The organism is Streptomyces sp. V3I8 (assembly GCF_030817535.1).
Lineage (GTDB): Bacteria > Actinomycetota > Actinomycetes > Streptomycetales > Streptomycetaceae > Streptomyces.
In genome coordinates this window covers 7,290,753-7,310,153 of the sequence record NZ_JAUSZL010000002.1, presented here as the reverse complement: position 1 = coordinate 7,310,153, position 19,401 = coordinate 7,290,753, and the positions used below count along the sequence as shown (strand labels likewise).

The 19,401-nt window shown below is 72.3% G+C and carries 17 protein-coding genes and 1 riboswitch; of the genes, 5 read left to right on the top strand and 12 right to left on the bottom strand.

The window, feature by feature from the left end; all coding sequences use genetic code 11:
• Positions 1–148 precede the first annotated feature (148 nt).
• Together QFZ75_RS32375 and QFZ75_RS32370 are read left to right on the top strand one after the other, a co-directional pair.
• Entirely contained in the window at positions 149–823 is a 675-nt protein-coding gene (locus tag QFZ75_RS32375) for a uridine kinase (RefSeq protein ID WP_307542581.1), read from the top strand.
• Between the two features lie 433 nt (positions 824–1,256).
• Entirely contained in the window at positions 1,257–3,116 is a 1,860-nt protein-coding gene (locus QFZ75_RS32370) for an AAA family ATPase (protein ID WP_307542579.1), read from the top strand.
• A gap of 109 nt (positions 3,117–3,225) precedes the next feature.
• Here the strand turns inward: QFZ75_RS32370 and QFZ75_RS32365 are convergent, their stop codons facing one another.
• The 10 genes from QFZ75_RS32365 to QFZ75_RS32320 form a co-directional block, all read right to left on the bottom strand.
• On the bottom strand, positions 3,226–4,296 hold the full coding sequence (locus QFZ75_RS32365) for a hemolysin family protein (RefSeq protein WP_307542577.1): 1,071 nt from the start codon (positions 4,294–4,296) through the stop codon (positions 3,226–3,228).
• On the bottom strand, positions 4,293–5,693 hold the full coding sequence (locus QFZ75_RS32360; protein WP_307542574.1) for a hemolysin family protein: 1,401 nt from the start codon (positions 5,691–5,693) through the stop codon (positions 4,293–4,295). The genes QFZ75_RS32365 and QFZ75_RS32360 overlap by 4 nt, the downstream gene beginning before the upstream one ends.
• 198 nt (positions 5,694–5,891) lie before the next feature.
• Entirely contained in the window at positions 5,892–6,368 is a 477-nt protein-coding gene (locus QFZ75_RS32355; RefSeq protein WP_307542572.1) for a PH domain-containing protein, read from the bottom strand.
• Between the two features lie 22 nt (positions 6,369–6,390).
• The gene (hisG, locus tag QFZ75_RS32350; protein ID WP_307542570.1) at positions 6,391–7,248 is read right to left on the bottom strand and encodes an ATP phosphoribosyltransferase; all 858 of its coding nucleotides are present in this window, start codon (positions 7,246–7,248) and stop codon (positions 6,391–6,393) included.
• Between the two features lie 88 nt (positions 7,249–7,336).
• The gene (locus tag QFZ75_RS32345; RefSeq protein ID WP_149510532.1) at positions 7,337–7,609 is read right to left on the bottom strand and encodes a phosphoribosyl-ATP diphosphatase; all 273 of its coding nucleotides are present in this window, start codon (positions 7,607–7,609) and stop codon (positions 7,337–7,339) included.
• A gap of 34 nt (positions 7,610–7,643) precedes the next feature.
• Positions 7,644–8,129: a 6,7-dimethyl-8-ribityllumazine synthase gene (ribH, locus tag QFZ75_RS32340; protein ID WP_307542568.1), complete on the bottom strand. Its 486-nt coding sequence runs from the start codon at positions 8,127–8,129 to the stop codon at positions 7,644–7,646.
• A 40-nt stretch (positions 8,130–8,169) separates the two neighbouring features.
• Positions 8,170–9,468: a bifunctional 3,4-dihydroxy-2-butanone-4-phosphate synthase/GTP cyclohydrolase II gene (locus QFZ75_RS32335; protein WP_307542566.1), complete on the bottom strand. Its 1,299-nt coding sequence runs from the start codon at positions 9,466–9,468 to the stop codon at positions 8,170–8,172.
• A complete protein-coding gene (locus QFZ75_RS32330; protein ID WP_307542565.1) occupies positions 9,465–10,109 on the bottom strand; it encodes a nicotinamide mononucleotide transporter family protein in 645 nt (214 codons plus the stop codon). Before QFZ75_RS32330 ends, QFZ75_RS32335 begins: the two co-directional genes overlap by 4 nt.
• Positions 10,106–10,789 carry a riboflavin synthase gene (locus QFZ75_RS32325; protein WP_307542564.1) on the bottom strand — a complete coding sequence of 228 codons (684 nt, stop codon included), beginning with the start codon at positions 10,787–10,789 and terminating at the stop codon, positions 10,106–10,108. The genes QFZ75_RS32330 and QFZ75_RS32325 overlap by 4 nt, the downstream gene beginning before the upstream one ends.
• 151 nt (positions 10,790–10,940) lie before the next feature.
• Positions 10,941–11,071, bottom strand: a riboswitch (FMN riboswitch).
• Between the two features lie 349 nt (positions 11,072–11,420).
• Complete coding sequence (locus QFZ75_RS32320; RefSeq protein ID WP_307542563.1) at positions 11,421–12,659, bottom strand: ROK family transcriptional regulator; 1,239 nt, start codon at positions 12,657–12,659, stop codon at positions 11,421–11,423.
• A 132-nt stretch (positions 12,660–12,791) separates the two neighbouring features.
• Between QFZ75_RS32320 and QFZ75_RS32315 the strand changes: the two genes are divergently transcribed.
• Both QFZ75_RS32315 and QFZ75_RS32310 read left to right on the top strand, forming a co-directional pair.
• Positions 12,792–14,021, top strand: coding sequence for an MFS transporter (locus tag QFZ75_RS32315; protein WP_307542561.1), 1,230 nt, complete (start codon positions 12,792–12,794; stop codon positions 14,019–14,021).
• An 84-nt stretch (positions 14,022–14,105) separates the two neighbouring features.
• Complete coding sequence (locus QFZ75_RS32310) at positions 14,106–15,533, top strand: uracil-xanthine permease family protein (protein ID WP_307542559.1); 1,428 nt, start codon at positions 14,106–14,108, stop codon at positions 15,531–15,533.
• Here the strand turns inward: QFZ75_RS32310 and QFZ75_RS32305 are convergent.
• Complete coding sequence (locus QFZ75_RS32305; RefSeq protein ID WP_307544936.1) at positions 15,515–16,651, bottom strand: glycoside hydrolase family 6 protein; 1,137 nt, start codon at positions 16,649–16,651, stop codon at positions 15,515–15,517. The two genes, QFZ75_RS32310 and QFZ75_RS32305, sit on opposite strands and share 19 nt — an antisense overlap.
• 172 nt (positions 16,652–16,823) lie before the next feature.
• Between QFZ75_RS32305 and QFZ75_RS32300 the strand changes: the two genes are divergently transcribed.
• The gene (locus QFZ75_RS32300) at positions 16,824–17,555 is read left to right on the top strand and encodes a DUF5995 family protein (protein ID WP_307542558.1); all 732 of its coding nucleotides are present in this window, start codon (positions 16,824–16,826) and stop codon (positions 17,553–17,555) included.
• 105 nt (positions 17,556–17,660) lie between these two features.
• On the opposite strand, the gene QFZ75_RS32295 is transcribed toward QFZ75_RS32300, so the two are convergent.
• Positions 17,661–19,352: an NAD(P)/FAD-dependent oxidoreductase gene (locus tag QFZ75_RS32295; protein WP_307542557.1), complete on the bottom strand. Its 1,692-nt coding sequence runs from the start codon at positions 19,350–19,352 to the stop codon at positions 17,661–17,663.
• Positions 19,353–19,401: the final 49 nt, after the last annotated feature.

Below are 19,401 nucleotides of genomic sequence, written 5' to 3'. Positions count from 1 at the left end.
GAAGCGGTGGGTGTGCGCCAACTATGGAACGCGATCACGGCTTCTGCCAGCACTTCGGGCGTCGCGGCGTCGACCAATATTGGTCGAGACCACTGGCGGATCCCGGGCGTCCGGCAGGTCCGGTCCACCGCGTTCCGGCGTCGGTAGAATGTTCCTCCGCACTGCGTATGCCCTCCTCCGCGCCCCGGGACCCCTCATCGACCTCCGCACCCTCGCCCCCCGGCTGCTCCGGCTGCCGCCCTCCTGCGGCCCCGTCCGGCTCGTCGGTGTGGACGGGCACGCGGGATCGGGCAAGACGACGTTCGCGGGCCGCCTGGCCGAGGCGCTGGGCGGCGCTCCCGTGCTGCACCTGGACGACATCGCCACCCACGAGGAGCTCTTCGCGTGGCTGGACCGGCTGCTGCGGGAGGTCGTCGAGCCGTTGCGGCGGGGCGAGAGTGCGCACTACCGCCCGTACGACTGGCGACTGCGCGCCTTCGGGCCGTCCCGGACCCTCGCGCCCGCGCCCGTGATCCTCGTCGAGGGGGTCGGTGCGGGCCGCAGCGCGTTGCGTCCGCATCTGGCGCGGCTGCTGTGGATGGAGGTGCCGCACGAGGACGCCTGGGCGCGTGGGCGGCGCCGGGACGGTGCGCCGCAGCGGGACTTCTGGGAGAAATGGGTCCCCGCGGAGCGCCGGCACTTCACGCAGGACCCTTCGGAGCCGTTCGCCGGCCTTCTGGTACGGCAGTGTTCGGACGGATACGAGGTACTCCCGGGACCTGCCGGGATGCCCGTACGGGAGCCCTCCGTCACGGAACGTGACGGGTCGGCCCCTATGTGGTGAACGTGTGAAGACGGCCGCCCAAGAAGTTGCCTGAGTCCTCCAACTCGGCTTGACCGGCGGGCCGTACAGGTCTTACGTTCTCAATGTGCGGCCCCTCGAGGCCGCCCCGAAAACGCGAAGCCCCCGATTGTTCCCCCGTGATCGGGGGCTTCGTTCTGCGTCCGGGCACCCACCGGACGCCCCGAGGCGCATTTCGCTCACCCTGAGTGACCGTCCCGAGTGCGCCCCGTGCGCTCCCACCTCGAAGAACCCGTCGTGCGGCACCCTACGGCGCGGTGCTCCCCCGCAGGTACGATGCCTCTTGGTGCGACCTTCGGACGGCTGCTCTTCGCACCGCATGCAACTCCCGTCCGCGGCACAGCGGTTCGACGAAACTGCCGACGGGCACCGGCCCGCCCGGTGAGCAACGGGGGCACGGTTTGTGGGGGACGTGATGGACTTCGGCACGCAGGGCCCCGAGGCCCCGGCCGACCTCGCCTGGCTGCGGGGTGTGGACGCCTACACGATGGGGGCCTATCCGCAGGCGGAGGAGGAGTTCCGCACCGCGGTCCGGATGGACCCCGGCATGGCGGACGGCTGGCTCGGACTGCACGCACTGCGCATCGACACGACGACCGCGCTGCTGCGGATGTTCCGGCACCGCGACCGCTTCGGGGAGCAGCGCGGCCGTCACCGGCGCACGCTCAACTCCTGGTACTGGCTGGGCTGGTGGGTGCAGCCGGTGCTGGAGTCGCCCCGGGACCTGCTGCTCGCGCACGCCTCGCACTGGCTCGACGGACGCCATGTCCCGGAACTGGACCGGGCGCTGGCCGGCCTGCCCCCGGTGGACACGGATCCCCAGGTGCGGTTCCTGCACGCCTGCCGCGCCTATCTGGTCAAGGACTGGGAGCAGCTGGTCCGGCACACGGACCCGCTGACCGACGATCCGATGCTGGGCATCGAGGCGGGACTGTTCGGCGGCATGGCCCGCGTCCGCCTGGAGATGTACGGACAGGCCGAGCCGCTGCTGTCGTCCGCGCTCATGCGCTGCCGCAGCGAGCAGCCGCAGCGCAAGGAGCTGCGGTACTGGCTGGCGCGGGCGCACGAGGGCACGGGCCGCTCCGCGGCGGCCCTGCCCCTGTACCGGGCGGTGCACAGGATCGACCCCGCGTTCATGGATACCTCGGCCCGGCTCGCCGCGATCTCCGAGGGCGACGGGTACGACGAGACGGCCGACCTCGCGGCGATCACGCTCACCGGGGCCGGTCAGGACATGCTGGACGGGCCGGACGGCATCGACCCGCTGTTCGGCGCCGAGGGCCGGGACCTGAAGCTGTCCGAGCCGGACCTGCCGCCGCCCGGCGCGCGGGGACCCGGGTCCGACCGGGTCCGGGAGAAGGCCGTCGTCCCGGTGGCGCCACCGCACCTGCCGACCGGGCCCACCGATCCCGCGCTGCTCGAGGAGGCACTCTCCGAGCTGGAGCGCATGGTCGGCCTCGAACCGGTGAAACGGCAGGTGAAGGCGCTCTCCGCGCAGCTGAACATGGCGCGGCTGCGGGCCGGGCAGGGGCTGCCGGTACAGCCGCCGAAACGGCACTTCGTCTTCTCCGGGCCCTCCGGGACGGGGAAGACCACCGTGGCCCGCATCCTGGGGCGGGTCTTCTACGCGCTCGGGCTGCTCGGCGGCGACCACCTCGTCGAGGCGCAGCGGGCCGATCTGGTGGGCGAGTACCTCGGCCAGACCGCCGTGAAGGCCAACGAGCTGATCGACTCCGCGATCGGCGGGGTGCTCTTCGTCGACGAGGCCTACGCGCTGTCCAACTCGGGGTACGGCAAGGGCGACGCGTACGGGGACGAGGCGCTGCAGGTCCTGCTCAAGCGGGCCGAGGACAACCGGGACCACCTGGTGGTGATCCTCGCGGGCTATCCGGAGGGCATGGACCGGCTGCTGGCCGCCAACCCCGGGCTGTCCTCGCGTTTCACGACCCGGGTCGACTTCCCCTCGTACCGGCCGCTCGAACTCACCTCGATCGGTGAGGTGCTGGCCGCGGAGAACGGCGACGTGTGGGACGAGGAGACGCTCGACGAGCTGCGGTCCATCAGCGGGCACGTCGTCGACCAGGGGTGGATCGACGAACTGGGCAACGGACGGTTCCTGCGGACGCTGTACGAGAAGAGCTGCGCGTACCGGGATCTGCGGTTGTCGGGCTATCCGGGGCACCTCACCCGGGACGACCTGTCCACGCTGCGGCTGGCCGACCTGATGCAGGCGTACGGGGAGGTCCTGTCGGGGCGGGGGCCCTCCGGGGGGTGAGGTGCGCCCACCGGGGTGGGGCCGGCGGCCATCTCGCGGGTGCGGGTGCGTCGTGGCTTGTCGCGCAGTTCCCCGCGCCCCTGAGCAGCGGGGGCGCGGGGATGCCGTGTCAGCCGGCCAGGGCCTGTTGTGCGGGTTCTGGTGCCCGGGGTGGCGGGGGCTTTCGGTGGGCCGGGTCCTTCACCTCGCCCACCAGGAGTTCCAGGACGTCCTCCAGGGCCACCAGCCCCAGGACCCGGCCGGCCGCGTCGGCGACCTGGGCCAGATGGGTCGCGGCGCGGCGCATCACGGTCAGGGCGTCGTCCAGGGGCAGCTCGGCGCTGAGGGTCGTCATGGGACGCCACACCTGCTGCGGCACCGCCCGCTCGGACTCCTCCAGGTCGAGTACGTCCTTCACGTGCAGGTAGCCCATGAAGGCGCCGTTCTCCGCGACCACCGGGAACCGCGAGTACCCGGTGCGGGCGGTGAGCGCGACGACCTGGCCCGGGGTGACCGAGGGGCCCACGCTGACCAGGGACTCCCGGTCCAGGAGGACGTCCGTGACCGGGCGGGAGCCCAGCTCCAGGGCGTCCTCCAGGCGTTCCTGCTCCCCCGGCTCCAGGAGACCGGCCTGGCCGGCGTCCTCCACGAGCCGGTTGAGCTGCTCGCTGGTGAAGACCGCCTCGACCTCGTCCTTGGGCTCGACGCGGAAGAGCTTCAGGACGACCCGGGCACAGGCGCCGAGGGTGATCGTGACCGGCTTGCACAGGCGGGCGAAGGCGACCAGGCCGGGGCTGAGCCACAGCGCGGTCTTCTCGGGGGCGGCCATCGCCAGGTTCTTCGGCAGCATCTCGCCGACCACCAGGTGCAGGAAGACGACCGCGGCGAGGGCTATGACGTACCCGAGCGGGTGGATCATGCCCTCGGGCAGGTGCACGGCGTGGAAGACCGGCTCCAGGAGGTGCGCCACGGTGGGCTCGGCGACGGCGCCGAGCGTCAGCGAGCACATGGTGATGCCGAACTGCGCGGCGGCCATCATGTGCGGCAGGTTCTCCAGGCCGTACATGACCTGCCGGGCCCGTGCCGTGCCGAGCGGTTCGATCTGGCTGCGCCGGACGGAGACCAGGGCGAACTCGGCGCCGACGAAGAATCCGTTGGCGAGCACGAGCAGGCCGGCGAACAGGAGCTGGAGCACACTCATCGGACGGCCTCCACCGCGGCGGCGGACACGGGCGCGGATGCGGAAACGGATCCGGTGGCGGGAACGGGGTCGGACGCCGGGCCGGATCCCGCGCCGGCGGTCCTGACCAGCCGGACCCGCTCCGCGCGGTAGTGCCCGACCTGGCGCACCGAGAGGCGCCAGCCGGGCAGCTCGGCCCGGTCGCCGGGGGCGGGGATGCGTCCGAGCAGGTCGGCGACGAGGCCCGCGACGGTCTCGTACGGACCCTCGGGGACCTCCAGGCCGATGCGCAGGAGGAGGTCGACGCGGCAGCTGCCGTCGGCGTCCCAGGCGGGGCGGCCGTCCTCGGGCGGCGCCGCGGCCAGTTCCGGCACGTCCTGACCGTCGTGCTCGTCGCGGACCTCGCCGACGAGTTCCTCGACGATGTCCTCCAGGGTGACGACACCGGCCGTGCCGCCGTACTCGTCGACCACGACGGCGATGGGCTGCTCGTTGCGCAGCCGTTCCAGGAGGGGCTGCACCGGCAGTGTCTCCGGGACGAGCAGCGGGGTCTGGGCGATCCTGGTGACCGGCGTGCGCAGCCGGTCGTGCGAGGCCACCGCGAGGGCGTCCTTCAGGTGCACCATGCCGACGATCTCGTCGATCCGCTCCCGGTAGACGGGGAAGCGCGAGAGGCCGGTGGCGCGGGTGAGGTTGACGACGTCCTCGGCGGTCGCGGAGGACTGGAGGGCGCTGACCTTCACCCGGGGGGTCATGACGTGCTGCGCGGTGAGGTCGGCCAGCGAGAGCGTGCGGACGAACAGGTCGGCGGTGTCCTGTTCCAGGGTGCCGGCCTGGGCCGAGTGCCGGGCCAGGGAGACCAGCTCGCCCGGCGTACGGGCGGAGGCCAGCTCCACGGCGGGTTCGACGCCGAGAAGCCGGACGAGCCGGTTGGCGACGGAGTTCAGGGCGGCGATCACCGGCCGGAACACGGTCGAGAAGACGTGCTGCGGACCGGCGACGAACCGCGCGACCTGCAGGGGCCTGGACACCGCCCAGTTCTTGGGCACGAGTTCGCCGATCACCATCTGCACGGCCGAGGCCAGCAGCATGCCGACGACCACGGCGACACCGGACACGGCGCCCCCGGGGATGCCGAGGGCGGTGAAGGGGCCGTGCAGCAGTTCGGCGAGTGCCGGCTCGGCGAGCATGCCGACGACCAGCGAGGTGATGGTGATGCCGAGCTGGGTGCCGGAGAGCTGGAAGGACAGCTCCTTGAGGGAGTTCACGACGGTACGGGCCCGTCGGTCGCCCTCGGCCGCGGCCTTCTCGGCGTCGGGGCGTTCCACCGTGACGAGGCCGAACTCGGCCGCCACGAAGAAGCCGTTGGCGAGGATCAACAGGAACGCCGCCCCGAGGAGCAGCAGGGGGATGGTCATGCCGCCGCCTCGATGGGTCGGGAGGGGGCGGCGCAGGTACTACAGGACGATCCGTCCATCGCTGGAGGGAGTCACTCCTCGAATAGCAGGGGGCCTCTGGGTCCCGGGTGGGAAGTCAGGGCAAAGGCGCAACGAAAACGCCTCCACCGACAGATTAATCAAGACTCGGGCCCGTGCGGCAGGGTGGAAGGCCGGGAGTCAGCCGTGATGTTCGTCGTGCCGCCCGTCGCGGCCGCCGAGCGAGTGGGCCTCGACGAGGGCCCGCAGCGCACGGGCGTCGCGGATGGCGTGCTGCTTGGCGATGCCCGGCTGGATGCCGAGCACGGGCAGACTGGTGCCGTCGCTGAGGTCCAGAAAGACCCAGGGGTCCCCCGGACGCAGGTTGACCTGCAGGATCTCCGCCCAGGCCAGTCGCCGCGCACTGACGATGTTGACGACGGTGACCCCGGAGTCGTCGGCGACGGCCTTCGGGCGGGCCAGCAGCACGAGCACGCCGAAGAGCAGCGCCGCGGTGAAGACGAAGCTGAGCCGCTCCCCGGGGCTGAGCTTCTCGAGCAGCAGCGCCACTGTGGTGATGACCACGAAGATCGCGGCGCCGGCGGTCAGCAGCACGGCTCGGGTACGCCCGGGCCGGAAGGTCACGGGGAGGGCGGGCGGTTCTGGTGCGTCGGACATGGGAAGCGGTTCCTCGCGGTGCTCAGAGGCGGCAGGCGTGGATGGCCGTGGTCAGGATGGCCCGGGCGCCGATGTCGTACAGGTCGTCCATGATCCGCTGGGCCTCCTTGGACGGGACCATGGCGCGCACGGCGACCCAGCCCTCGTTGTGCAGCGGCGAGACCGTCGGCGACTCCAGGCCCGGGGTGAGCGCGACGGCCTTCTCCAGCTGCTCGACGCGGCAGTCGTAGTCCATCATCACGTAGGTCCGCGCCACGAGGACGCCCTGCAGACGGCGCAGGAACTGCTGGACCTTGGGCTCGGCGTCCTCGGTGGCGGGCGCGCCGGTACGGCGGATGACGACGGCCTCGGACTTCATGATCGGCTCGCCGAACACCTCGAGGCCCGCGTTGCGCAGCGAGGTGCCGGTCTCGACGACGTCCGCGATGACCTCGGCGACGCCGAGCTCGATGGCCGTCTCGACGGCGCCGTCGAGGTGTACGACGGAGGCGTCGACGCCCTGGTCGGCCAGGTACTTGGCGACGATGCCCTCGTACGAGGTGGCGACGGTCTTGCCCGCGAGGTCCTCGACGGAGCCGGCGGTGCCGGGCTTGGTGGCGAAGCGGAAGGTGGAGCGGGCGAAGCCGAGGGGCAGGATCTCCTCGGCCTCGGCCGCGGAGTCGATGAGCAGGTCACGGCCGGTGATGCCGATGTCGAGGCGGCCGGAGGAGACGTAGATCGCGATGTCGCGGGGGCGGAGGTAGAAGAACTCGACCTCGTTCTCCGGGTCGACGATCCGCAGCTCCTTGGCCTCCCGGCGCTGCTGGTAGCCGGCCTCATGCAGCATCTCCCCCGCGGGACCTGACAGGGAACCCTTGTTGGGGACGGCGATGCGCAGCATGAGGTCGGCTTCCTTCGTTCGTGCGGGTGCGTGCGTGCGTGCGTGCGTGCGGATGCGTATGTGCGGGTGCGGCAAGAGGGGCGACGGCTCAGAGGTGGGCGTACACGTCGTCCAGGGTGATGCCGCGGGCGACCATCATCACCTGGACGTGGTAGAGCAGCTGCGAGATCTCCTCGGCGGCTGCCTCCTTGCCCTCGTGCTCCGCGGCCATCCAGACCTCGGCGGCCTCTTCGACGACCTTCTTGCCGATGGCATGGACCCCCTTGCCGACCAGTTCCGCGGTGCGGGAGGTGGCGGGGTCGCCGGTGGCTGCCTTGTGCTGGAGCTCGGTGAAGAGCTCCTCGAAAGTCTTCTTGGACATGGTGGTCCTCACCCTACGCGGTCGCGGGCCTACGTCAGCGCCAGGGTTCGGATACCGAGCGCAGCGTGGCCGCGGTCGCCACGGCCGCCGTCACCGCCTCGTGCCCCTTGTCCTCGTTCGAGCCCTCCAGGCCCGCGCGGTCCAGGGCCTGCTCCTCGGTGTCGACGGTCAGCACCCCGAAACCGATGGGGACACCGGTGTCGACGGAGACCTGGGTGAGGCCCTGGGTGACGCCCTGGCACACGTACTCGAAGTGCGGGGTGCCGCCGCGGATGACGACGCCGAGCGCGACGACCGCGTCGTAGCCGCGGCCCGCGAGGACCTTGGCGACGACCGGCAGCTCGAAGCTGCCGGGGACCCGCAGGAGGGTGGGTTCGTCGATGCCCAGTTCACCGAGGGCGCGCAGCGCGCCGTCGACGAGTCCGTCCATGACCTTCTCGTGCCACTGTGCCGCGACGACGGCGACCCGCAGGTCACCGCAGTTGCGTACGGACAGTTCGGGTGCGCCTTTGCCGCTCACGTCTGTGTCTCCTCGTGCTGTTCCGTCACCGGTTGCCGTGTCACTGGTTGCCGCAGGCCGACACGGTGGGCGTGTCCAGCCAGGGCAGGTCGTGCCCCATCCGGTCCCGCTTGGTGCGCAGGTACCGGAGGTTGTGCTCGCCCGCGGTCACGGGCATCGGCTCGCGGTCGGTGACCTGGAGGCCGTGGCGGACGAGCGCGTCGGTCTTGTCGGGGTTGTTGGTCATCAGCCGCAGGCTGCGGACACCGAGGTCCTGAAGGATCTGCGCACCGGCCGCGTAGTCGCGGGCGTCGGCGGGCAGGCCCAGCTCCAGGTTGGCGTCGAGGGTGTCGCGGCCGCGCTCCTGGAGTTCGTACGCGCGCAGCTTGGACAGCAGCCCGATGCCGCGCCCCTCGTGGCCGCGGAGGTAGACGACGACACCGCGGCCCTCGGCCTGGATGCGCTGCAGGGAGGTCTCGAGCTGGGGGCCGCAGTCGCAGCGCAGCGAGTGGAAGACGTCGCCGGTGAGGCACTCGGAGTGGACGCGCACCAGGACGTCGTCGCCGTCGCCGATCTCCCCGTGGACGAGGGCGACGTGCTCGACGCCGTCGACGGTGGAGCGGTAGCCGTAGGCCGTGAAGTCACCGAAGGCGGTGGGCAGTTCGGTCTTCGCCTCGCGGCGGACCGTGGGCTCGGCGGTGCGGCGGTAGGCGATCAGGTCCTCGATGGAGATGATCGTCAGTCCGTGCTTGCGGGCGAACGGGATCAGCTCGGGCAGGCGCAGCATCCGCCCGTCCTCGCCCGCGATCTCGACGATGGCGCCGGCCGGCCGCAGGCCCGCGAGCCGGGCGAGGTCGACGGCGGCCTCGGTGTGGCCGTTGCGGACGAGCACGCCGCCGGGCTTGGCGCGCAGCGGGAAGATGTGGCCGGGCCGTACGAGGTCGGCGGCCCCGGCCCGCCCGCCGGCGAGCAGCCGGAGCGTGGTGGCGCGGTCGGTGGCGGAGATGCCCGTGGTGACCCCGAAGGCGGGGCCGGCGTCGACGGAGACCGTGAAGGCGGTGCGCATCGACTCGGTGTTGTTCTCGACCATCTGCGGCAGCTGGAGGCGGTCGAGCTCGTCGCCCTCCATGGGCGCGCAGATCAGACCGCGGCACTCGCTCATCATGAAGGCGATGATCTCGGGGGTCGCCTTCTCGGCGGCCATGACGAGGTCGCCCTCGTTCTCCCGGTCCTCGTCGTCGACGACCACGACGGGGCGGCCGGCGGCGATGTCCGCGACGGCCTTCTCCACCGGGTCGAGGGCGAAGTCGGAGGTGTCCTGATCATGTCCGGTGCTGTACCAGACGGGTGCGCTCGTCATGCCGGAGCTCCTTCCAGGGAGGGCTGCCCGGCCTTGCGGGAGCGCAGCCACCAGTCGCGCATGCCCCACAGGACGAGCGCGCCGTAGATGATGTAGACGAATCCGGAGAACGCGAAGCCGTTGGCGAAGTTCAGCGGCACGCCCACCAGGTCGACGAGCAGCCAGGCGAACCAGAACTCGACCATGCCGCGGGCCTGGGCGTACATCGCGACGACCGTGCCGACGAAGATGTACGCGTCGGGCCAGGGGTCCCAGGAGAGCGACGGGTACGCGGTGAACAGGCTCGCGACCGCGACGGTGCCCACGGCCGCGGCGCCGAGCAGCAGGCCGCGCTCGCGCCAGGTGGCGAACCGGACGGCGATGGAGCCGTCCTGCGCGCCGCCCCTGCCGCGGTTCCACTGCCGGTAGCCCCACAGCGCGACGGCCATGACCACCAGCTGCTTGCCCGCGCTGCCCGAGAGGTGGGCGGTGGCGAAGGCGGCGAGGAGGATGGCGCCGGAGAGGAACTGGACGGGCCAGGTCCATATCGAGCGCCGCCAGCCGAGGGCGAGGCCGATCAGCCCGATCACGTTGCCGATCATGTCGGCCCACTTGATGTGCTGGTCGAAGAGCGTGAAGGCCTCGGAGTTGAGCCAGTTCACCGTGTCGCTCCTTGGATGCCGGGGCCGGTGCCGAGGTCAGTACCGGTACCGGTGCCGGGGCCGGTACCGGGCAGCGCGGCCGCCTGCTCTCCCCGCGGGCCGAGCAGCCGTTCGACGTACTTGGCGATCACGTCGACCTCGAGGTTGACCGGGTCGCCGGGCTGCTTGCGGCCCAGCGTGGTCAGGTCGAGGGTCGTCGGGATCAGGCTGACGGTGAAGAAGTCGGGGCCGGCGTCGACGACGGTGAGGCTGATGCCGTCGACGGTGATGGAGCCCTTCTCGACGACGTAGCGCGAGAGGTCCGCGGGCAGGGAGATCTTCACGATCTCCCAGTTCTCGGACGGCTTGCGCTCGAGGACCTCGCCCGTGCCGTCCACGTGGCCCTGCACGATGTGCCCGCCGAGGCGCTCGCCGACGGCCATGGGCCGTTCGAGGTTGACCCGGGAGCCGACGGCGAGGGCGCCGAGGCTGGAGCGGTTCAGGGTCTCCGCCATCACGTCGGCGGTGAACTCGCCGTCCTCGTGGTCGACGACGGTCAGACAGACGCCGTTGACGGCGATGGAGTCCCCGTGACGTGCACCTTCGGTGACCACGGGGCCACGGAGCCGGAAACGGGAGGCGTCGCCGAGGTTCTCGACGGCGGTGACCTCACCCAGCTCTTCTACGATTCCGGTGAACACTTCCCGGGTCCTCCTGCCTCATAGGGCACGGACTCCGGGGCCTGTCGATGACGACAGAGGTGAACGAGCGGGTGCACCGGGGCGACGCCGCGTAGGGACGTGTCCTCGGGACACGTCGAAACAGACGGCGACGCGCACGAATGCCCGCCCGCCGCGCACTGCCTCCCATCCGGACTTTAACCGTCGGTCCAGGAATTTCACCTGGTCAACCGGCCGCTGGAAGCGACCGGGTCGCGGACTGTAACCGCCGGTTCGGACTTTCACCGACCCCGGAGTGCGCTGCTTCTGGTACAGACTCAGTGTGCCACGCCTGATCGACACCCATGAGGGTGAATGTTGTGGGGTGGCTCACAAAGTGTACCGATGGACTTCACGGGACACTCGTGACGCGTCGGCTTCCCCGCGGAGGCGGCATCCACGGGCAGGACGTCCCGGTAATGGTCCGAACCTATTGCACTTTGGTCTAGTCCTCTCTAGGGTCTGCGTTCACCGGCGCCTCTCCGGGTCCGCGTTCGCCGGCCCGGCCCAGATCGACCCGGCGGCGGTGACGGAGGCCCTTGCCCCGCCGCCGGGTCTCCGTACGCCGGTCACGGTCCTGCGGGCCGCGGACCACGGGTCCGGGGCGCCCGGGTCATCTCTCCGGCGGCGCGAACAGCTCGTCCTGGGCGCCGTCCCGGGCCGTCAGCAGCGCGCCCCGCAGGACCGCGCCGCCGCCCAGGGCGCCGGCCCGCACCTCGGTGGGCAGCGGCGTCATCCGGCCGAGCCGGTCCCGCACCCGGGCCGCGAGCACCGCACCGCCGGCCCGGCCGACCTCACCCGCCAGGACCACGCATCCCGGATCCAGTACGGCGACCACGGACGCGGCCCCGAGGGCGACGCGATCGGCGAGCGCGTCCAGGAACGCCGAGGCCCGGCCCGGGGCGGAGTCCGGAGCGGGAGGCGGCGCGGAGGGCGCCCCGGAGGGTCCCGCGGTGACGCGCGACACCGCCTCGCGCACCAGCGCCGCCGCATGCGGCTCGTGGGGCGCCGCCGGGGCCACGACCCCGTACCGGCGCGCCAGTTCGGCGACGGCGGCGGCGCTCGCGAGGGAGTGGAAGCCGCCCTCGCAGCCCGTCGCGGACGGCAGCCCGTCCGTGCCCGGCACCGGCAGGAAGCCGATCTCCCCCGTACCGCCGGAGGCGCCCCTGCGCAGGACGCCGTCCAGGACCACGGCGGCACCGATCCCGTGGCCGAACCAGAGCAGCGCGAAGGTGTCCCGGTCCCGGGCGACCCCCTCACGCTGCTCGGCCAGGGCCGCGAGGTTGGTCTCGTTCTCCACGACGACACGGGCCGGCAGCCGTTCCTGGAGGGCCGTGGCGAGCAGGCGGTGCCACTCGGGCAGGCCCGAGGAGTCGCGCAGTTCTCCGGTGGCGGGGTCGATCAGGCCGGGCGCCCCGACGCCGACGGTGTGCAGCCGCTCGACACCGGCCTCCTTGGCCGTGCGTTCGACCAGCGCGACCGCCTGCTCGACGGCGGGCGCGGTGTCCGTGCCGTCCCCGATCGGCACGGACGCCTCGGCCAGCACCACGCCCAGCAGGTCCGCGACGACCACGGAGACACCCTCGGTGCGTACGTCGAGGGCGGCCAGGTGCGCCCGGTCGGCGACGATGCCGTACAGCCGGGCGTTCGGGCCGCGCCGCTGCTCCCCCGACTCCCCCACCACGGCGATCAGCCCGGCCGCCGCGAGCCGTTCGACGAGGTCGGCGACCGAGGGCCGGGACAGGCCGGTGAGCTGCTTCAACCGCCCCGCCGTCAGGGGGCCTTCCTGCTGCAGCAGCCGCAGGGCGAGCCGGTCGTTGATGGCCCGGGCGGTGCTCGGTGATGCGGGCATGCCGGGATCCTCCCAGATCAGGGGCGCCCGGGACGCCGGGCCCGGAACCGTCTATCTATCAGGCAGCTTGCCTGATAGTTTACGGCGGCAGCCGGGCAGGCATGACGAGAACGACACGGAGGGGCCGGGAAGATGAGTGCAGTGGTCTACGACCGGGGCGAGGTCAGACGCTCCCGCTACGCCGTGGCGGCGGTGTTCGCCGTGCACGGGGCCGTCACCGGCTCGTTCGCGACGCGCGTGCCGTGGATCCAGGACCATGCCTCGGTGAGCGCCGGCCAGCTCGGTCTGGCGCTCGCCTTCCCCGCGATCGGCGCTTCCGTGGCGATGCCGCTCGCCGGCCGTGTCAGTCACCGCTTCGGCGCCCGCGCGGCCCTGCGCGGACTCATGGCGCTGTGGACCCTGGCCCTGGTCCTCCCGGCGCTCGCGCCGAACCTGCCCACCCTGTGCCTGGCCCTCTTCGTGTACGGCGCGACGGCGGGCATGGCCGACGTGGCGATGAACGCCCTGGGCGTCGAGGTCGAGAACCGGCTGGACAAGTCGATCATGTCGGGGCTGCACGGCATGTGGAGCGCCGGCGCCCTGGTCGGTTCGGCCGCCGGCACGCTGGCCGCGCACCTGGGCACGGACGCCCGGGTGCACCATGCGCTCGCCGCGGCCACGCTCACGCTGCTCGGCCTCGTCGCCTGCCGGGGCGTACTGGACCTGCGCGCCACCGAGGGCGAGGAACCGCCCCCGCGTTTCGCGCTGCCGCCGAAGTCCGCGCTGCTCATCGGCGCGATCGGCTTCTGCGCGGTGTTCGCGGAGGGGGCGAGCCTGGACTGGTCGGCCGTCTATCTGCGGGACGTCATCGGCAGCTCGGCGGGGCTCGCGGCCGCGTGCACGACCGGCTTCACCCTCACCATGGCACTCGCGCGGTTCGCCGGTGACGCGGTGGTGGACCGGTTCGGCCCGGTGCGTACCGTGCGGGTCAGCGGCCTCCTGGCCACCGTCGGCGCGCTGCTCGTGGTGCTGGCGCAGAACGCCGTCGTGGCCATGACCGGCTTCGCGCTGCTGGGCCTGGGCATCGCGGTCGTCGTACCGCTCTGCTTCGCCGCGGCGGGCCGCAGCGGCCCCAACCCGGCCCAGGCCATCGCGGGCGTCGCCACCATCACCTACACCTCGGGCCTGGTCGCGCCGTCCGCGATCGGAACCGTCGCGGACGCGACGAGCCTGGTGACGTCGTTCGTCCTGGTGACCGTGCTGGCCTTCGGACTCGCCGCCTTCGCGGGCGTCCTGCGCGCCAGCGGCCGCACCACGGGGGCCGCGACCGCCGCCACGGGCCGCGAGGTGACGGACGCGAAGGTTCCGGATTCGCGGCCCTGAACCGGCCGCCCCGTCGGCTCCGCCCTACCATGGCGCTGATCTTCACGTACGGAAACACGGGCACAGAGAAGGCGGATACCCACCATGGACCTCGGCGTGCGCTGGAAACTGCACGGTGACGGGCGCACGCCCGCGCCCGGAGCGGTGGTCCGCCCCGACGAACGGCTCTCGTGGCCCCGTACGGCCGGACTCGGCGCCCAGCACGTGGTCGCCATGTTCGGGGCGTCCTTCGTCGCTCCGGTCCTGATGGGTCTGGACCCGAACCTCGCGATCATGATGTCGGGCGTCGCGACGGTGATCTTCCTGCTCGCGACGCGCGGCCGGGTGCCCAGCTACCTGGGCTGTTCGCTCTCCTTCGTGGGCGTCGCCGCGGTGATCCGCGCGCAGGGCGGCTCCAGCGCGACCGTGACGGGCGCCGTGTTCGTCGTGGGCGCCGCGCTGTTCCTGGTCGGCCTCGCGGTGCGGCGGTTCGGTGCGCGGATCATCCACGCCGCGATGCCGCCGATCGTCACGGGCGCGGTCGTCATGCTGATCGGCTTCAACCTGGCGCCGGTCACCGCCGCCACGTACTGGCCGCAGGACCAGTGGACGGCGCTGCTCGTGATGCTGTTCACCGGTCTGGCGGTGGTCTGCCTGCGCGGTTTCTGGTCCCGGATCGCGATCTTCCTCGGCCTGGTCTTCGGGTACGGCGTCTCGTGGCTCTTCGACCTGGTCTTCGGCCGGATCCACTCGGCCGACGCGAGCGGCAAGGTCACCGACCACTGGCGGCTCGACCTCTCCGGCGTCGGCTCGGCGGACTGGATCGGACTGCCGGCCTTCCACGGCCCGTCCTTCGAGTGGTCGGCGATCCTCGTGGCCCTGCCCGTCGTGATCGCGCTGGTCGCCGAGAACGCGGGCCATGTGAAGGCCGTCGGCGAGATGACCGGCGACTCGCTGGACGACAAGCTGGGCACCGCGATCTCGGCGGACGGGGTCGGCTCGATGCTCTCCACCGCCGTGGGCGGCCCGCCCAACACCACGTACTCCGAGAACATCGGCGTCATGGCCGCGACCCGCGTCTACTCCACGGCCGCCTACTGGGCCGCCGCCGGCTTCGCGCTGCTCTTCGGTCTCTGCCCGAAGTTCGGCGCGGTCGTGGCCGCGATCCCGGGCGGCGTGCTCGGCGGGATCACCGTCATCCTGTACGGCATGATCGGTCTGCTCGGCGCGCAGATCTGGCTCAACGCCGGGGTGGACCTGCGCAATCCGCTGAACCTGGTGCCGGCCGCGGCGGGCATCATCATCGGCGTCGGCGACGTCACGATGAAGTTCACCGACACCTTCTCGCTGAGCGGTATCGCGCTCGGCACGCTCGTCGTCATCACCGGCTACCACGCGCTGCGGGCGCTGGCCCCGGCGCACCTCAGGTCCCAGGAGCCGCTGCTCGACGAGGGCACGTCCTCGTACGGCTCCGGGGCCGGCTCCGACAGCGGCGGCCCGGGTCCGGAGTCCGGTCAGCGGGCCAGGTCGTAGGCATAGCCGGGGGTGAACGTCCCCGGCGTGCCCCGGCAGCCGTCGGACTCGCCGGGCAGCTTCACCCACAGGTAGGCGTCGATCCGGGCCTCCCCGGTCCTCAGGGTCGGCGCCCGGCCGAGCTTGCGGCCCGCGGGGTCGCACCACTCGCCGTCGGCCGGAGCGCCGTTGCCGTTGCGGCTGGTGTCGATCACGGCGCCCAGACCCGCGGGGCCGCCGAGCGCGTCGAGGGTCCGGCGGGTGTACGCGACCTCCTCGCCGGTGCTGTTGAAGTTGGAGACGTTGCTGAAGATCCCGTCCGAGGAGGCGGCGGACGCGGCGCCGGCCCTGCGCAGCAGTCCGGCCTGCTCGCGCGGGGAGTTCCAGTCGGAGTGGCCGGCGTCGAAGTAGACCCGCGCCCTCGGGTTCGCCGCCTTGAGGACGCGGCCCGCGCGGGCCAGTGAGGTGAAGCGGGCCGTCCGCCGCCCCGCGGACAGGCATGCGGACTGGGCGATCGCGTCGGGTTCCAGGATCACGACGACCTCACCGGAGCCGAGGCCCGCCGCGAACTTCTCGATCCATCCGTCGTACGCGCCGAGGTCGGGCGCCCCGCCCTGCGAGGCCCCGCCGCAGTCGCGGTCCGGTATCGCGTACGGCACGACGACGGGCACGCCGCCCTTCGCCGCCCCGGCCGAGGTGACCGCCCTGACCCGGGCGGTGATGTCCGACGGCGTGTAGTCCGCGAACCAGACCGCGGCGGGCCGGTCGGCTATCCGGGACTCGATGACCGGGCGGCGCGGATCGTCGCGGTTGTCCCGGACCCACTCCAGGACCTGGGAGTCCGGGTGGCGGTACAACCGCACGGACACGGGCCCGGTCCGCGGCGTCGCCGACGCGCGCCCGTGGACCTTCGAGGGCTCCGGCCCCGGCTTCGCCCGGGACGCCGACGGTGACGGGGACGGTGACGGGGAGGCGGACGCCGTCGCCGTGGGCGAGGGGGTGGGCACGGCGGGCAGCGGCTGCAGGAACGGCGAGCCGCTCACGTCGGGGCGCGCCTCGTCGGTGCGGCCGTCGTCGAGCGCGGACAGCGTCCCCGCCACGGTGCCGGCCGCGACGACCACGGAGGCCACCGCCACCATGGCACCGCGCCGGACGGTCCGCCGGAGCTCCGCCCTGCGGGCGGCCAGACGCTCGGCACGTCGGACTGACACGTGGTGCTCCCCCTCCTCCGGGCCCCGCGTAATCCCCCTTTCCGGGGAAACGTCCGGCCCGGCGGCCCTGCGCACAGCCTAGGCCTGCGACCCTGCCCTCATGGTGCCGTTGGAATTCCTGGGAGCGGACACGGACCGTGCGCACGCCCTCGGCACGGTGGTGCGCCGGATGCGTGCGCTCGGTGCGGGCTGGCCGGAGCGTGACGGGGTCGCGGTCTTCAACCGGGTCTACCTCGCCGTCACCGAGGAGGTCGGCAGGCGCCTGGACGCGGGGCACTTCGCCGATCCGCGGGCCGCGGTCACCCTGGACGTGCGGTTCGCCGAGCGGTACCTCGGGGCCGTGGAGGCGGTCGCGCGGGAGCGCCGGCCGCCCGCCTGCTGGCGGCCGCTGTTCCAGTTGCGGGGCCATCCCGGGGTACGACCGCTGCAGTTCGCGCTCGCCGGTGTCAATGCGCACATCGGGCACGATCTGGCGCTGGCCGTGGTGGACGCCTGTCGTACGCTCGGCTGCGAACCGGCGGATCTGGAGGACGAGTTCGACCGGGTGGGGGAGGTGCTCGTCGCCCTGGAGGAGCGGATCCGGGAGGATCTGATGCCGGGGCCCGATCTGCTGCAGGTCGCCGATCCGCTGACGCACCTGCTGGGGGCGTGGAGCCTGGAGCGGGCCCGCGACGGCGCCTGGGGCGCCGCCCGGGCCCTCTGGGCCCTGCGGGAACTCCCCGATCTGGCCGGGGAGTTCGTCGAGCGGCTCGACGACGGGGTGGGGCTGGTGGGGCGGTGCCTGCTGACGCCGCTGGGAGCCGGGCCGTACGGGGTGGCCCCGGGCCGGTGAGCCGGCCGCGCCCCTTCAGGGGCGCGGGGAACTGCGCGACAGGCCCCCACCGGCCCGCAGCCGAGACCGGACCGTCAGCACCCGCGCACCCGCGGAGGGTCCCGCTCAGTCCTCCGGCAGTTCCACCGGGGCTATCTCGTCGTAGACGTCACCCGGGCCCGGGTTGGCCGGGTCGGTGGCGCCGCCGAAGTGGTGCATGACGCCCCAGACGGCGTTGAGCGCGGTCTGCACGGCGCCCTCGGCCCAGCCGGCCGTCCAGGAGATGTCGTCGCCCGCGAGGAAGACGCCCCGCTTGTCCTCGGGCAGCCGGTCCTGCATGAAGTGCGTGAACAGACGCCGCTGGTAGCGGTAGTGGCCGGGCAGGTTGGCCTTGAACGCGCCCATGAAGTAGGGCTCGTTCTCCCACGAGACGGTGACCGGGTTGCCGATGACGTGCTTCCTGATGTCGACCTTCGGGTAGATCTCGCCGAGCGACTTCAGCATGACCTCCATCCGCTCGTTCGCGGACAGCGGCAGCCACTTGAGGCTGTCGTCGCACCACGTGTAGGAGAGGCAGATGACGGCGGGCCGGTCCGGGCCGTCGTCGAGGAGATAGGTCCCGCGTGTCATCCGGTCGGTGAGCGTCATCGACATGACGTCCCGGCCGGTGTCCTCGTCCTTGTCCAGCCAGAACGGCCGGTCGACCGGCACGAAGAGCTTGGAGCTCTCCATGTAGTGGGTGCGCTCGATCGCGGTCCAGTGGTCGATCGGGAACAGCGCGTCGTCGCAGGCGACCTTGGAGAGCAGCATCCAGGACTGGGCGGTGAAGACCGCGGCCCGGTACGTACGGATGTCGCCGGAGGCGTCGGTGACGGTGATCCGGTTGCCCGCGGTGCGGTTCAGGCGGGTCACGGCGGGCCGCGGCTGCCCGTCGTGCAGCGAGGCCAGCGAGGTCCCGTACGCCCAGTGCACGATCTTCTGCGGCTCGCGTTCCCACAGGCGCAGCGGGAGCTGCTGGCTGCCGCCGACGATGCCGCGGTGGTGGTCGTCGGCCTCGCTGTAGACGACGCGCAGGATCTCCAGGATGGAGTTCGGGAAGTCGGTGTCCCAGCCGCCCGTGCCGAAGCCGACCTGGCCGAAGATCTCGCGGTGCCGGAAGGACCTGAACGCCTCGGAGTCGCAGAGGAACCCGTAGAAGGTCTGGTTGTCGAGCTTCTCGACGAGCTCCGCCCAGATCGCGCGGATGCGCGGGACGTCGCGCTCGCGCATCGCCCGGTTCATGTCGGAGAAGTCGGCGCCCTCCTCCAGGCAGGTGTTCCAGGCGGCCGCCACGTCGCGGTAGACCTGCGGCAGGTCGGCCATCGTCTCGGCGTAGTGCGACTCGCCCTTGAGGTCGACGACGGTGGAGGGCGTGGCCTCGGAGAGGGGGTTGGGGAACGGTTCGGTGCGCAGCCCCACCAGGTCGATGTAGTGCTGGAGCGCCGTGGAGGACGGCGGGAAGCGCATCGCGCCCAGCTCGGCGGTCAGGGAGGGGTCGCAGCCCTCGAAGCCGACCGTGCGCAGCCGGCCGCCGATCCGGTCGGCCTCGTACACGACGGGCTTCAGGCCCATCTTCATCAGCTCGTACGCGGCGACGATGCCGGAGAGGCCGCCGCCGATGACCGCCACCTCGGCGCCGAGCTCGGTCGCGGGTATCTGGCCGAGGCCCGCGGGGTGCGCGAGGAAGTCGTCGTACGCGTACGGGAAGTCCGGGCCGAACATGGTGATCGGCGGTTGCGCGTCGGTGTGCGGGACGGCGGGGGGCACCGTGGACGTCATGGGGTACGGACTCCTTGCGCGGGAACTGCGGCGGGGCCGGCGGGGCGGG

Excerpts from the sequence above, each read along its gene's own strand:
- QFZ75_RS32375 (WP_307542581.1), top strand. The coding sequence starts at position 149 with ATGTTCCTCCGCACTGCGTATGCCCTCCTCCGCGCCCCGGGACCCCTC.
- QFZ75_RS32370 (WP_307542579.1), top strand. The coding sequence starts at position 1,257 with ATGGACTTCGGCACGCAGGGCCCCGAGGCCCCGGCCGACCTCGCCTGG.
- QFZ75_RS32365 (WP_307542577.1), bottom strand. The coding sequence starts at position 4,296 with ATGAGTGTGCTCCAGCTCCTGTTCGCCGGCCTGCTCGTGCTCGCCAAC.
- QFZ75_RS32360 (WP_307542574.1), bottom strand. The coding sequence starts at position 5,693 with ATGACCATCCCCCTGCTGCTCCTCGGGGCGGCGTTCCTGTTGATCCTC.
- QFZ75_RS32355 (WP_307542572.1), bottom strand. The coding sequence starts at position 6,368 with ATGTCCGACGCACCAGAACCGCCCGCCCTCCCCGTGACCTTCCGGCCC.
- hisG (WP_307542570.1), bottom strand. The coding sequence starts at position 7,248 with ATGCTGCGCATCGCCGTCCCCAACAAGGGTTCCCTGTCAGGTCCCGCG.
- QFZ75_RS32345 (WP_149510532.1), bottom strand. The coding sequence starts at position 7,609 with ATGTCCAAGAAGACTTTCGAGGAGCTCTTCACCGAGCTCCAGCACAAG.
- QFZ75_RS32335 (WP_307542566.1), bottom strand. The coding sequence starts at position 9,468 with ATGACGAGCGCACCCGTCTGGTACAGCACCGGACATGATCAGGACACC.
- QFZ75_RS32320 (WP_307542563.1), bottom strand. The coding sequence starts at position 12,659 with ATGCCCGCATCACCGAGCACCGCCCGGGCCATCAACGACCGGCTCGCC.
- QFZ75_RS32315 (WP_307542561.1), top strand. The coding sequence starts at position 12,792 with ATGAGTGCAGTGGTCTACGACCGGGGCGAGGTCAGACGCTCCCGCTAC.
- QFZ75_RS32310 (WP_307542559.1), top strand. The coding sequence starts at position 14,106 with ATGGACCTCGGCGTGCGCTGGAAACTGCACGGTGACGGGCGCACGCCC.
- QFZ75_RS32305 (WP_307544936.1), bottom strand. The coding sequence starts at position 16,651 with ATGGTGGCGGTGGCCTCCGTGGTCGTCGCGGCCGGCACCGTGGCGGGG.
- QFZ75_RS32300 (WP_307542558.1), top strand. The coding sequence starts at position 16,824 with ATGGTGCCGTTGGAATTCCTGGGAGCGGACACGGACCGTGCGCACGCC.
- QFZ75_RS32295 (WP_307542557.1), bottom strand. The coding sequence starts at position 19,352 with ATGACGTCCACGGTGCCCCCCGCCGTCCCGCACACCGACGCGCAACCG.